This is a genomic window from Vibrio aerogenes, from assembly GCF_024346755.1.
Taxonomy (GTDB): Bacteria; Pseudomonadota; Gammaproteobacteria; order Enterobacterales; family Vibrionaceae; genus Vibrio; species Vibrio aerogenes.
Map to the genome: position 1 here is coordinate 201,963 of NZ_AP024861.1, position 13,463 is coordinate 215,425.

Consider the following 13,463-nt stretch of genomic DNA (forward strand, 5'->3'; position numbering starts at 1 on the left):
GAAAAGGGGGAAATCCGTTGAGACTAGTCTAACTGAGGACCAGCATTAACAAGTAATTTTCCTTCTTCGTTGTCAGTATATTTCTCAAAGTTTTTAATGAACCGGGAAGCCAAATCTTTTGCTTTGCTTTCCCACTGCAGCGGATCAATGTATGTATTCCGGGGATCTAAAATTTCAGGATCAACGCCAGGTAAAGCGGTTGGAGCTTCCAGATTAAAAACAGGAATTTTTTTCGTGGGTGCATTTTCAATAGAGCCGTCCAGTATTGCATCAATGATACAACGTGTATCCTGAATTGATATACGTTTGCCGGTGCCATTCCAGCCTGTATTGACCAGATAAGCCTCTGCACCAACGGATTCCATCCGTTTCACTAAAACATCCGCATATTTTGTTGGGTGAAGTGTTAAAAATGCAGCGCCGAAGCAGGCTGAGAATGTCGGGGTTGGTTCGGTAATTCCCCGTTCGGTACCTGCTAACTTCGCCGTGAAACCGGAAAGGAAATGGTATTTAGTCTGTTCAGGTGTCAGTTTAGATACAGGAGGAAGTACGCCGAATGCATCGGCAGATAAGAAAATGACTTTTTTAGCGTGCCCGCCTTTTGATATCGGCTTCACGATATTATCAATATGATAGATCGGATATGATACCCGTGTATTTTCAGTTTTTGAGCCATCATCAAAATCAATACTACCGTCATTTCTTACTGTGACATTTTCCAGTAAAGCATCGCGGCGGATGGCATTGTATATATCCGGTTCGGCTTCTTTGCATAGTTTGATTGTTTTGGCATAACATCCGCCTTCGAAGTTGAATACACCATCATCATCCCATCCATGCTCATCATCTCCTATTAGCGCACGTTTAGGATCGGTCGAAAGCGTGGTTTTTCCGGTTCCGGATAAGCCGAAGAAGATTGCAACATCACCCTCTTTTCCCATATTGGCTGAGCAATGCATCGAAGCAACACCTTTCAGTGGCAGAAAATAATTCATGATAGCAAATATGCCTTTTTTCATTTCTCCGCCATACCATGTGCCGCCAATAAGTTGCATTTTTTCTGTCAGATTAAACACAGTAAAGTTTTCGGAATTAAGTGCATGTTTTTCCCAGTCTGGATTAGTACATTTTGCACCATTCATCACCACAAAGTTTGGCTCAAATGTTTCAAGTTCTTCATCTGATGGACGAATAAACATATTTTTGACAAAGTGAGCCTGCCATGCAACTTCAGTAATAAACCGGACATTCAAACGGGTATCCGGATTGGCACCACAGTAGCCGTCAATGACGAACAGACGTTTATCAGATAACTGTTGCGTAACTAATTTTTTGAGATCATCCCATACAGCCTGAGTGATTGGCTTATTATCATTTTTGACATTTTCAGATGTCCACCAGAAGTTTTCTGTTGTGGTATCATCTTTGACAATAAATTTATCTTTCGGTGAACGGCCAGTAAAAACGCCGGTATCAACGGCAACAGCGCCCATTTCTGTCACGATTCCTTTCTCATAACCTTCCAGTTGGGGAGCTGTTTCCTCTTCAAATAATTGTTCGTAACTTGGGTTGTATACAATCTCCGTTACATTGTTGATGCCATAAGAAGTAAGATCGATGTTTGCAGCCTTTAATTTTTCCATTACGGTCATAGGTGCTCCTTTGTAGGGTATGTAGATAAATTTTTGTATAATTGTTGGAATTTTTATCTGTTCTCATGCTAGCAACGGTCTCTTTTTAAAACAGGGATGCGGCTCAAAAAATAACCACGATTCTCATGCATGCATAGCTATTTGAAACATTTGGTCTTGCTTGGTACAAGTCAGATAAACCTACATAATTCCGAAGATGTCGGGCTATGTCTGTATTTCAATAGTCTGGGTGACAACAAATTAATTGTAGTACGAATATTTTTGCTGAGGTGAAGAAATGAAAACCAGTCATGACTGGTTTTCATTTACGTGATTTGGAATGAAAAACGAACTAATGAATGGTTCTGTCTGAGTCCGGTTGTCCCGCAAAAAGTTGATTCACATCATCCTCGGTAAAGTGGTAAGTCGTACCACAATAATCGCAGTGAAGAGTGATGTGTCCGTCCTGCAAAATGAGCTTGTTGACTTCATCTGCCGGAAGTGTCGTAATCGCTCTGCCGGTTCTCTGTCTTGAACAGTTACACTGAAAAGCAACGGGTTGCGGTTGAAATAGTTTTATTTCTTCCTGATGGTATAAGCGATAGAGCAAATCATTTGCCTGAAGAGAGAATAGTTCTTCAGCTGAGATTGTTGCCGTCAGTTGTTCCAGATGTTCAAAGTCATCAGGTGATCCGGTGCCATCAGGTAAGACCTGTAACAACATACCAGCGGCATGTGTCTCACTGGTATGAATCCATAATTTTGTTTTGAGCTGTTCAGAATGCTCAAAATAGCCTTCAAGTACTTCTGCCAGATTATCACCGTCTAAGCCAACTATTCCCTGATATCTTTCACCCTGTTCGGGCTCAATTGTGATGACCAGGTGGCCTTTACCCATGAGCTGGTGCAATGTGGCACTTTCCGGAATTTCACCTTCCCACCGGGCAACGCCTCTGACCTGCTGATTATGATCGCCATTAATCACTGCTAAAGAGACTGCACCATCTCCCTGTAGCTGAATTGTAATGGACCCTTCAAACTTCATCGTTGCTGTCAGCAAGGTTGTCGCAACAAGTAATTCTCCCAGTAACGCTTTTACCGGGGCTGGATATGTCTGACCAGATGTTAACTGTTGATAAGTCTCATCCAGTTGTACCAGTTCACCACGTACCGATAAGTTTTCAAAAAGGTAGCGGTTTAATACATTGCTTGTCATTTAATAAACTCCAGCTCTTTATTGATGTTTAAATTTAATAATATTACGTCGTTGCTTTTTGTCCGGACGCTTATCAGGACTTGGATTATGGGCATTCATTTTTCTTTGCTGGCTATTGAATTCTCTTTTTTCAATACTCTCAGCGGTTTCAGTATATAGTGTTTGCGCTTCCTGCGCGCCTTTCCGTTGCGCTGATATTTTTTCAATCACCACTGTTTTTTCTTCATATCCCTGTCGTAATGTGATGATGGCACCAATCTCAATTATTTTACTGGGTTTGGTACGTTGTCCGTTATAATGGACTTTTCCGCCATCAATCATAGAACGAGAAATGGAACGGGTTTTATAGAATCTTGCTGCCCATAACCATTTATCTAATCTAACTGGTTCATTTAGGGAACTCATAGAAGATATTCTCCTCTAAGTAATTTGGTAGAAACATATTATTAATACTATAAATGGTGATTTTCAGCGCTATTTTCAAGAAAAAGTATAAAATCGCGCATAAAGCACTGGATCACGATCTTGGTATGATATATTAATCATTGTTTCATAAGATGCGAGTATAAGGTATCCCTTGATTTGCAACGGAAAGCTAGGAAAAGGTAACAAAATTGCAGCAATTTGATCTCAAAATTAAACATTCAGCAACAACTGTATTTTCATCCTTGTGCCGTTCTGTTTTGAATCATCAAAATTTATTGAGTACTGGTTTAACAGTCGTTCTGTGGGCTATTTTTGCATGGTTTCTGGGAAAAGCAGTGTGGATGCCTTTTCATAGTGACCCTAGCCATGCTCCAGTCTGGAAACCCACAGCAGCAGAACATGCGGGATCAAAGAAAGTCTTTGATAGCCGTTTTGTCAAACAACAAAATTTATTTGGTACATTCAACCGAAGTACAAAGCCCGGACAAAGTACAGTGATGGTGAATGCGCCCAAAACAAAATTAAACTTAAAGCTTGTTGGTGTGGTCGTCAGTGATGAAACTCATGGTAATCTTGCAATTATTGCGTTGAGAGGCGAGCAGGACACATATGGCCTGGATGAGCAGATTAAGGGAACCCGAGCATCGCTGAAAGCAGTATTAGCGGATCGGGTTATTATCAATAACTCAGGCAGAGATGAAACGCTCATGCTTGAAAATATTGATCCAAAACTCTATGAACAAATGGGACCGATAAAGAAAAAACCTCAGGCGCCAGCCAGATTGACAGAACGTGCCCGTCATACATCTGATAAAAAGCTTGCACAAATCAAACAAGAACTTTCAAATAACCCTCAAAATCTTTTTCAGTATGTACGTTTATCTCAGATTAAAAGAAATAATGCAGTGATTGGTTACCGGTTAAGTCCCGGACGATCACCGGAGCTTTTCAAATCTGTCGGATTAAAACGTGGGGATATCGCTGTAAAACTTAATGATGTTGATCTGACGGACAAGAATGCAATGGTAAAAATTAGCTCTGAGTTATCGGATTTATCAGAAATGAAAATTACAGTTGAGAGAGACGGTCAACCTCATGACATTTATATTCAATTTTAACAGCAACGTCGCTAAGGATTAGGGAGTTTAGACGTGAAGCATTGGCTAAAAAAGAGTACGTGGTTGTTGCTGGGAAGTGTAATTATTTCTCCAATGACCTTAGCGAATGAATATAGTATTAATTTTAAAGGCACTGATATTCAGGAATTCATCAATATCGTTGGTCGGAATCTTCATAAAACAATCATTGTTGATCCTGTCGTTCGTGGGAAAATTGATGTTCGCAGTTACGATACACTCAGTGATGAGCAGTATTATGGTTTCTTCTTAAATGTATTACAGGTCTATGGCTTTGCAGTTGTAGAAATGGATAACGGGGTGCTGAAAGTTATTAAAGCGAAAGACGCTAAAACATCAGCAATCCCCGTTTTGGATGAATCTGAAACAACCAGCGCTGACAGCGTCATTACGCGGGTTGTATCGGTTCACAATGTGTCGGTTAAAGAGCTTTCTCCACTGCTGAGACAGTTGGTAAATAATGCTGGCTCCGGAAATGTGGTGCATTATGATCCAGCTAATATCATCTTATTAACGGGCCGTTCAGCAGTCGTTGACCGATTGGCAAAAATTATTGAACGTGTTGACCGCGCTGGTAATACCGATATAGCGGTCGTGACGCTGGAAAATGCATCTGCTCCGGAAGTTGTCAGAATTGTTGAGGCTTTGAGTAAAGACCAAAACTCAAAAAGAATGCCTGAGTTTTTGAAGCCAAAGCTGGTTGCAGATGAAAGAACCAATTCTATCTTAATTTCAGGTGATCCCAAGATCCGTGCCCGGATCTCACGTCTGATCAGAAATCTTGATGTGGAGATGGCAACAAAGAGCAATCATCGGGTTGTTTATCTGAAGTATGCAAAAGCTGAAGATTTAGTTGATGTTCTGAAAGGTGTCTCCGATAACATTCAGGCCGAAAAGCAGGGTGAAGGAAAATCAACAAAGTCCTCAAAAAGGACGGATGTTGTCATTGCTGCGCACAAAGAGACTAACTCTCTGATTATCAGCGCACCAAAAGATATCATGAACTCTTTGCTCGATGTGGTTTCCCAACTTGATATTCGTCGTGCTCAGGTCCTGATTGAAGCACTGATTGTTGAAATGGCTGAAGGTGACGGGATTAACCTGGGTATCCAGTGGGGCTCTATCGAGAGTGGCTCTGCAATTCAGTTTAGTAATACCGGGGCTTCTATCGGGAATGTCATGGTTGGTCTTGAAGAGGCTAAAGATCAGGAAAGTACGGAATATTACACAGACAATAACGGAAACCGTCGTCCTTATACAACGTCTGAATCGGGAGATTATTCAAGTCTTGCCAGTGCACTGAGTGGTGTTGAAGGTGCCGCGGTTAGTATCGTCATGGGCGACTGGACAGCTTTACTGAGTGCTGTGTCGACTGATTCCAGCTCGAATATTCTATCTTCTCCAAGTATTACGGTGATGGATAATGGGGAAGCATCGTTTGTCGTCGGTGAAGAAGTCCCTGTTTTAACCGGTTCGACTTCAAGCTCCAGTAACTCGAATCCCTTCCAGACCGTTGATCGTAAGGAAGTTGGTATTAAGCTGAAAGTGAAGCCTCAGATTAATGAGGGTGATTCTGTCCTGCTGAATATCGATCAGGAAGTCTCTAACGTTCTTGCCGCTGGTGGTGCTGTTGACGTGCGTTTTGCTAAGCGCCAGCTTAATACTTCAGTCATGGTGAAAGATGGCCAAATGCTGGTGCTGGGTGGTTTGATTGATGAAAGAACTCAGGAAAGTGAATCAAAAGTACCTTTCCTTGGTGACATTCCTCTGCTTGGATACTTGTTCCGCTCGACCAGTACTAAGGTTGAGAAGAAGAACCTGATGGTATTTATCAAGCCAACGATTATCCGTAACGGCGTAACAGCGGATGGTGTGACTCAGAGAAAATATAATTACATCCGGGCTGAACAACTGTTGAAAGCAGAAGAAGGGCTGAAGTTGATGGACAATAAAGATGTACCTGTCTTACCAACTTATGAATCTCAACGTCGTTATCCGGCTGAAATCCAGTCATTCCTTGAACAAGTCAGTTCTAAACAGGAGTAATTGTGCAGCGCTTACCTTTTAGTTTTGCTAATCGTTTTCAGCTGGTGTTTGAAGATTCTCCTGACACGGGGTCATCATTTATGTATTACGTTGACCCAGTATCACTTGAAGCATTAGCTGAAGCGAAGCGGGCTCTAAAAACCCCGTTTACACTGATACCGCTTTCAGTTGATGACTTTGAAACCAAACTCACCGCTGTGTATCAGAGAGATTCTTCTGAAACACGGCAGTTGATGGAGGATCTGGGAGCGGATAGTGATGATTTCTTTGCGCTGGCTGAGGAATTACCGGCAAATCAAGATCTTTTAGATTCTGACGATGATGCCCCAATCATTAAATTGATTAATGCGATGTTGAGTGAAGCGATTAAGGAAGAAGCTTCAGATATACACATCGAAACATTTGAAGCGTCTCTTTCGATCCGTTTTCGTGTGGATGGGATGCTGCGTGAAGTTCTTTCACCCAGCAGAAAACTGGCGCCTTTGTTGGTTTCCCGTGTGAAAGTTATGGCGAAACTCGACATTGCTGAAAAACGGGTACCACAAGATGGGCGTATTTCCCTGCGTATTGGTGGCCGGGCTGTTGATGTCCGGGTTTCGACTATGCCATCTTCTCACGGTGAACGGGTGGTTCTGCGTATTCTTGATAAGAATGCGACCCGGCTGAATTTACAAGACCTGGGGATGACTGAGCAGATTTATATTCAGTTCCGGGAATTGATTCAGCGCCCGCATGGTATTCTCTTAGTCACTGGACCAACGGGCTCCGGTAAATCAACAACACTTTATGCGGGGTTACAGGAACTGGATCGCACAGAGAAAAATATTCTTACCGTTGAAGACCCGATTGAATTTGATATTGATGGGATAGGCCAAACTCAGGTCAATGCAAAAGTTGATATGACGTTTGCCAGAGGGTTACGTGCGATTTTACGTCAGGATCCGGATGTGGTCATGGTCGGTGAGATTCGTGACCTTGAAACCGCTCAGATTGCTGTTCAGGCATCGTTGACAGGGCACCTTGTGATGTCGACATTGCATACCAATACAGCGATTGGTGCGGTGACCCGTATCAGGGATATGGGGATTGAGTCTTTCCTTATTTCTTCATCCTTAGTCGGAGTTTTGGCTCAGCGTCTGGTGCGGACTTTGTGCTCTGACTGTAAAAAACCGTTTGAAGCGACCGCTGATCAGAAAAAGTTATTTGGCCTGGGCGCTGATGACAGCTTGACTCTGTATGCGCCTGATGGTTGTGAAAAATGTCATCACAAAGGATATCGTGGGCGAACCGGGATTCATGAATTGCTGGTTGTTGATGAAAAAGTAAAAGCTTTGATTCATACCGAAGCGGGTGAACAAGCGATTGAAGATTTTATCAGGAAAAATTATCCAAGTATTCGTAGCGATGGTTTGGATAAAGCCAGAGCCGGTGTCACAACACTTGAAGAAGTGATCCGTGTGACAGAGGAGGGCTGATGGCTGTATTTGAATATCAGGCACTGGATCAGAAAGGTAAACGAAAAAAAGGTGTACTGGAAGGAGATAGTGCCCGTCATATCCGGCAGAAAATTAAAGAGCAGGGAATGACGCCTATTGAAGTCACGCAGACGCAATCCCAGCGGAGTGATACTTCTGGATCCCAAAAAATGTCCTGGAAGCGAGGGATCAGCTCCAGCGATCTGGCACTGCTGACCCGGCAATTATCTACTTTGATTCAGTCTGGTATGCCTCTGGAGTCCTGCCTCCAGGCGGTCATTGAGCAAACTGAAAAACCGAATATCCGGACGGTATTGACCAGTGTCAGAGCTAAAGTGACGGAAGGCTTTTCTCTTGCGGATAGTCTGGCTGAATATCCTCATATATTTGATAGTTTATTCCGTTCTATGGTGTCTGCGGGTGAGAAATCAGGACATCTGGATCTGGTTTTATCCCGTCTTGCGACCTATACCGATCACCGTCAAAAAATGCGTTCGAAGCTGTTACAGGCTTTGATATATCCGATTGTGTTGGTTTTTTTTGCAATCGCTATCGTTTCTTTTTTGCTTACTGCTGTTGTTCCGAAAATTGTGGGGCAGTTTGTACAAATGGGGCAGAAACTTCCTGCATCGACTCAGTTTTTGCTGGATTCCAGCGATTTTATCAAGTCATGGGGATGGTTAGTTGTTGTCCTGATTATCTGTAGCTGGTTCGTTTTCCGGGCCGCGCTGAAAAAACCGCATATACGTTTGGCATTTGATCGCAAACTTCTCTCAGTGCCTATGATAGGTAAAATTATCCGTGGATTGAATACTTCCCGGTTTGCCCGAACCTTAGCGATTTGTTCTTCCAGTAGTATTCCTATTCTTGATGCAATGATGGTTGCTCAGGATGTTGTGAGTAACTCTTACATCAGAGAAAAAGTAAAGGAATCAGCTGAATCTGTCAGAGAGGGTGCCAGTATCCGGAGCTCTTTACAGCAAACAAAACTATTCCCGCCAATGATGTTGCATATGATTGCCAGTGGTGAGCAGAGTGGTGAGTTGGAAACGATGTTGATTGGGGCGGCAGACAATCAGGATGAGCAGTTTGAGGCAACAGTCAATATTGCTTTGGGGTTGTTTACACCGATGTTGATAGCTTTGATGGCCGGGCTTGTCCTGTTTATTGTGATGGCGACATTAATGCCGATTCTGGAAATGAATAATTTGATGACGCGTTAAAGCGGGTCAATTGAGCATACTTCTGTACGTGAATATAAAAAAGTTGGAGTGGGAATGAAAACAAGAAAACAGACTGCCGGTTTTACATTACTGGAAGTGATGGTCGTTGTAGTAATTTTGGGGATTCTGGCGACATTTGTTGTGCCTAACCTGTTAGGAAACAAAGAAAAGGCAGACCAGAAAAAAGCGATTGCGGATATCGTATCGATCGAAAATGCACTGGATATGTACAAGCTCGATAACAGTGTCTATCCGACAACTGATCAGGGATTAGAAGCATTGGTGACCAAGCCGTCTAATCCTGATCCAAGAAATTATCGTGATGGCGGGTATATTAAACGTTTGCCAAATGACCCTTGGGGTAATGCTTATCAGTATCTGAGTCCTGGTGATAAAGGAAAGATTGATGTCTTTACTCTGGGTGCTGATGGACAAGAAGGCGGTGAAGGAGCGAATGCCGATATCGGTAACTGGAATGTACTTGACTTCCAGTAATATGTCAGCCTGAAGTGAGCCGGAACCATGAAGCATAAGCAAGGTTTTACATTACTTGAGATTTTACTGGTGTTATTGGTTCTGTCTCTTAGCGCAATGGCTGTGGTGATGACATTACCGGACAATTCTCAGGAAACTGCAAAAAAAAATGCAGAGCGTTTGTACCAGAGAATGCAGTTGTTAAGTGAAGAAGCTATTTTCAGTGGCAGAAATTTCGGCGTCTATGTGGATGAAGCCAAACATGAGATTGACTTTCTTATGTTAACGAACGAGGGGTGGCAGCCTCTGCAATCATCAGATATTAACAAAGTGGTCTCGGTTGAGGATGATGTTGGGTTTCGTTTTGAACTGGGTGGGGAAGTCTGGAATAACGCCGATCGTCTTTTTAAACCCGGTTCACTCTTTGAAGAGATGGACTTTGGTGAAGAAGATGAAGAAAAAAAGGTCTATACGCCTCAGGTGATTATGTTTACCAGTGGTGAGATGACGGCATTTTCTCTTCATTTTTGGGCATCATCAACCCCGGATCAATACTGGACGGTGACATCTTCATCTGATGGCGTTCTGCGGATTAAATCCCCGGAAGAGAGTCGCAATGAAGCAAAATAAAGGGATGACATTGCTGGAAGTATTGGTGGCTTTGGCAATTTTTGCAACGGCATCAATGAGTGTGATCAGAGCGGTCAGCCAGCATGTGAATACTATTCAGACGCTTGAAGAGAAAGCCTTTGCTTCTATGGTCGCTGATAATCAGCTGGCAAAAGTAATGCTTGCTCCCGGAACGCTTTCTAATCGGGAAGGTAAAGATGAAATGGCCGGCCGGACCTGGTTTTGGAAGATTTCAGTGATCAAAACAGAGTCGCCTGAATTAAAGGCCTTTGATGTGAGTGTCGCGCTGAAAAAATCCGGATCATCCATCGTAACAGTCAGAAGTTATATAAAGAATGAGCAGAATTATTAGACAGAAAAATAAAGGTTTTACCCTGCTCGAAGTATTAATTGCTTTGGCTATCCTTGCCAGTTTGTCGGTTGCTGCGTATCAGGTTTTGAATCAGGTACAAACAAGTAGCATTGTCACCCATGAAAAGGAACAGCGTCTGGCTGAAATACAAAGAACACTGGCTATCATGGATAATGATTTCAGGCAAATGGCGCTTCGTAAGTTCAGAACGGATGGCGAAAAGCCAGGTAAATTACTTTTGGTTGCGAAAGATAATTTAATGTCATCGGATTCACAGGGCATCATGTTTACCCGATATGGATGGCTGAATCCTCAAATGCAATTTCCAAGAGGAGAAGTGACAAAGGTTGGATACAGAGTCATCGATGAGCAATTACAGCGTATTTGGTGGCGTTATCCTGATACACCTGTTGGCGATTCAGGAAATGTGATGAAGCTATTAACGCAGGTTGAATCAATGACATTTCGTTATTACTACAAAAAGAAGTGGGTGGATACCTGGGATAATGGTGCGGCTTTGCCTAATGCTGTTGGTGTGAAATTTAAATTAAAAGACTACGGTGAAATTGAGCGAATTTATTTAACGCCCGGTGCTGAGTTAGGTGCGTCAGATGATTAGAAGCAACTCATTCAGGAAAAATAAAGGGGTTGCACTGATTATTGTGCTGTTACTGCTGGCAATGATGGTTTCCATTGCGGCTGTTATGTCTGAACGCTTGTTTACGCAGTATAAAAGGGCAAGTCACCAGATTATGTATCAGCAAGCTTATTGGTATAGCATTGCTGTTGAGGCGTTGGCTGAATCAGCGATTGAAAATAGCTATCAGGATGATGATGACACGGTCAATATGAGTCAGCCCTGGGCTGTCAGAGGAAGAAAGTATCCACTTGATTATGGCACTGTTGAAGGGGATATTTTTGATATGCAGGCTTGTTTCAATCTGAATGTGTTAGAAAAAGCGAATATGCAGCCTGGAAGTTCTGAGCGGCCTTATTTACTGCAAGTGTTTCAGTATTTACTGGAATCGGCCTCAGTTGAAAATTATCAGGCGGAATTAATCGCCGATTCAACATACGAATATATTGATTCCAACCAGACGGTGAATACACAGAGTGGTGTTGAAGACAGCTATTATGAATCGATGTCTCCGGCGTATGTTGCACCTGATAGTTTACTGGCTGATGCTACTGAGTTGAGAGCGATTCAGGGGGTTTCTGGTCAGGCGATGGAGAAACTGCTTCCGCTGATCTGTGCGTTGCCGGAGACCACCTGGAAGCTCAACATCAATACAGTTTCTGAAAAACAGGCGAATTTGTTTGTTGCGCTTTTTCATCCATATTTAAGTAAGGCGTCGGCAGTTCAGTTAATTCAGAATCGTCCTTTCGCCGGCTGGAGCAGCCTTGATGATTTTTTAGCTGAGAGTGAATTATCTGCTGTCAGTGACAATGTACTTTCAAATGCAAAAAAATATCTGGGTATCGATAGTACCTATTTTGAATTAGATGCGCAGGTTTCTGTTGACGATGCCCGCGTGAGAATACGTAGTTTACTACATAGTGATGATAGAGAAAATGTGACGGTTATTCGCCGTCGCTTTGGAGGAGAGCGTGAGCGAATATCTGCTCGTTCGTCTGAGCAACCAGCCACTCAGTAAAGTTTATTGGTGGATTGGTTCAGACATACCAACATCTGTTGGAAAACAAGGAGAACTGAATTCCTGGGAGGAAGTCAGTGAACTTGCTGAAGAGGCTGGTCAGCGTCCGGTGATTGTTCTCCTTTCTGGTGCTGATGTTATTTTAAAAGAAGTTTCATTGCCTTCAGGTAAAACCCGTCAATTTGAAAAAATGTTACCCTATCTGGTAGAGGACGATTTAGCTCAGGATGCCGATGCATTACATTTTTCTGTACTGTCAAAGCAAGGTGAGCGAGTCTTCACTGCGGCTGTTGATTATGACTGGATGGAAAGTGTTCTGGCTCTTTTTTCTGAAGCCGGAATGATCGTCGATCGGGTGTTACCTGATATTCTTGCATTACCGATGCCTGAAAGTGGACAAAATGCAATGACAGCGCTGCAATTGGGTGACGAATGGTTGCTACGTCAGGGCGAATATCAGGGCATGTGCATAGAGCATGGATGGATGCCATTACTTTGTCAAAATCAGACCGTGTCTGATGAAGAAAGTGATGAAAGCGATGAACGGGTACCAGTCACTGTCACAACCTTTTCTCCCAAACCTGAGTCAGCAGACAACCAACAGCAGGTTTGGACTGAGAGTCTTGCGGATTCGGTTTTTTCATTATTGCTCAGGGGCGCATTGAATAGTCCGGTGAGCCTGATGACTGGCGCGTTTAAGAAGTCGTCTTCCTGGCTGAAATCCTGGAAGATTTGGCGTAAGAGTCTTCTGGCTTTGGCGGCATTGGTTGTATTAACCGTTGTTGCTCACTCACTGGAAATTAAACGGCTTGAGTCAGAAGCGCAGAGTTTAAGAGATCAAAGTGAACATGTCTTCCGGACTTTGTTCCCGGATCGCCGTAAGATTCCGACAGTGAGTTATCTGAAGCGTTTAATTAAGAATGAAGTGGCTCTTTTGTCTGGTGGAGATAATAACAGCTCTGCCATTTCTCTGTTTGAGGATTTATCAAAAACACTGAGCAAGGTAAAAGATCTACACCTTCAACGGATCCATTATGATGGTCAACAGGGAACCGTTCGTATTGATGTCACAGGCTCTAACTTCCAGAGTTTTGAAGCAGCACAGAAGGAGCTGTCAAAATACTTTGATGTTGAACAGGGCCCATTGAACAGAGCGAACAAGCAGGTTGCGGGCTTTTATACACTAAAAAGAAAATAGG

General features: G+C 42.9%; 13 protein-coding genes. 10 read left to right on the plus strand and 3 right to left on the minus strand.

Features of this window, described 5'->3' with window-relative positions; translation table 11 throughout:
• Nucleotides 1-23: 23 nt before the first annotated feature.
• The 3 genes from pckA to hslR all read right to left on the minus strand — a co-directional run bounded on the left by pckA (nt 24) and on the right by hslR (nt 3,252).
• Complete coding sequence (gene pckA, locus OCV29_RS00905) at nt 24-1,652, minus strand: phosphoenolpyruvate carboxykinase (ATP) (RefSeq protein WP_073603696.1); 1,629 nt, start codon at nt 1,650-1,652, stop codon at nt 24-26.
• A gap of 331 nt (nt 1,653-1,983) precedes the next feature.
• Entirely contained in the window at nt 1,984-2,847 is an 864-nt protein-coding gene (gene hslO, locus OCV29_RS00910; RefSeq protein WP_073603697.1) for an Hsp33 family molecular chaperone HslO, read from the minus strand.
• An 18-nt stretch (nt 2,848-2,865) separates the two neighbouring features.
• On the minus strand, nt 2,866-3,252 hold the full coding sequence (hslR, locus tag OCV29_RS00915; RefSeq protein ID WP_073603698.1) for a ribosome-associated heat shock protein Hsp15: 387 nt from the start codon (nt 3,250-3,252) through the stop codon (nt 2,866-2,868).
• A 278-nt stretch (nt 3,253-3,530) separates the two neighbouring features.
• Here hslR and gspC point away from each other — a divergent pair, with 278 nt between their 5' ends.
• The 10 genes from gspC to gspL are packed head-to-tail and all read left to right on the plus strand — an operon-like array spanning nt 3,531 to nt 13,462.
• The gene (gene gspC / locus OCV29_RS00920; protein WP_261887389.1) at nt 3,531-4,391 is read left to right on the plus strand and encodes a type II secretion system protein GspC; all 861 of its coding nucleotides are present in this window, start codon (nt 3,531-3,533) and stop codon (nt 4,389-4,391) included.
• 33 nt (nt 4,392-4,424) lie between these two features.
• The gene (gene gspD, locus OCV29_RS00925) at nt 4,425-6,455 is read left to right on the plus strand and encodes a type II secretion system secretin GspD (RefSeq protein WP_073603699.1); all 2,031 of its coding nucleotides are present in this window, start codon (nt 4,425-4,427) and stop codon (nt 6,453-6,455) included.
• Nucleotides 6,455-7,930 (plus strand): type II secretion system ATPase GspE, encoded by a 1,476-nt coding sequence (gspE, locus tag OCV29_RS00930; RefSeq protein WP_073603700.1) that lies wholly within the window; start codon nt 6,455-6,457, stop codon nt 7,928-7,930. The genes gspD and gspE overlap by 1 nt, the downstream gene beginning before the upstream one ends.
• Entirely contained in the window at nt 7,930-9,153 is a 1,224-nt protein-coding gene (gene gspF / locus OCV29_RS00935) for a type II secretion system inner membrane protein GspF (protein ID WP_073603701.1), read from the plus strand. The genes gspE and gspF overlap by 1 nt, the downstream gene beginning before the upstream one ends.
• 54 nt (nt 9,154-9,207) lie before the next feature.
• On the plus strand, nt 9,208-9,648 hold the full coding sequence (gene gspG / locus OCV29_RS00940; protein ID WP_073603702.1) for a type II secretion system major pseudopilin GspG: 441 nt from the start codon (nt 9,208-9,210) through the stop codon (nt 9,646-9,648).
• 27 nt (nt 9,649-9,675) lie between these two features.
• A complete protein-coding gene (gspH, locus tag OCV29_RS00945; protein WP_073603703.1) occupies nt 9,676-10,257 on the plus strand; it encodes a type II secretion system minor pseudopilin GspH in 582 nt (193 codons plus the stop codon).
• The gene (gene gspI, locus OCV29_RS00950) at nt 10,244-10,609 is read left to right on the plus strand and encodes a type II secretion system minor pseudopilin GspI (RefSeq protein ID WP_073603704.1); all 366 of its coding nucleotides are present in this window, start codon (nt 10,244-10,246) and stop codon (nt 10,607-10,609) included. The genes gspH and gspI overlap by 14 nt, the downstream gene beginning before the upstream one ends.
• The gene (gene gspJ, locus OCV29_RS00955) at nt 10,593-11,228 is read left to right on the plus strand and encodes a type II secretion system minor pseudopilin GspJ (RefSeq protein WP_073603705.1); all 636 of its coding nucleotides are present in this window, start codon (nt 10,593-10,595) and stop codon (nt 11,226-11,228) included. The genes gspI and gspJ overlap by 17 nt, the downstream gene beginning before the upstream one ends.
• Complete coding sequence (gene gspK / locus OCV29_RS00960) at nt 11,221-12,264, plus strand: type II secretion system minor pseudopilin GspK (protein WP_073603706.1); 1,044 nt, start codon at nt 11,221-11,223, stop codon at nt 12,262-12,264. Before gspJ ends, gspK begins: the two co-directional genes overlap by 8 nt.
• Entirely contained in the window at nt 12,218-13,462 is a 1,245-nt protein-coding gene (gspL, locus tag OCV29_RS00965) for a type II secretion system protein GspL (protein ID WP_073603707.1), read from the plus strand. Before gspK ends, gspL begins: the two co-directional genes overlap by 47 nt.
• Nucleotide 13,463: the final 1 nt, after the last annotated feature.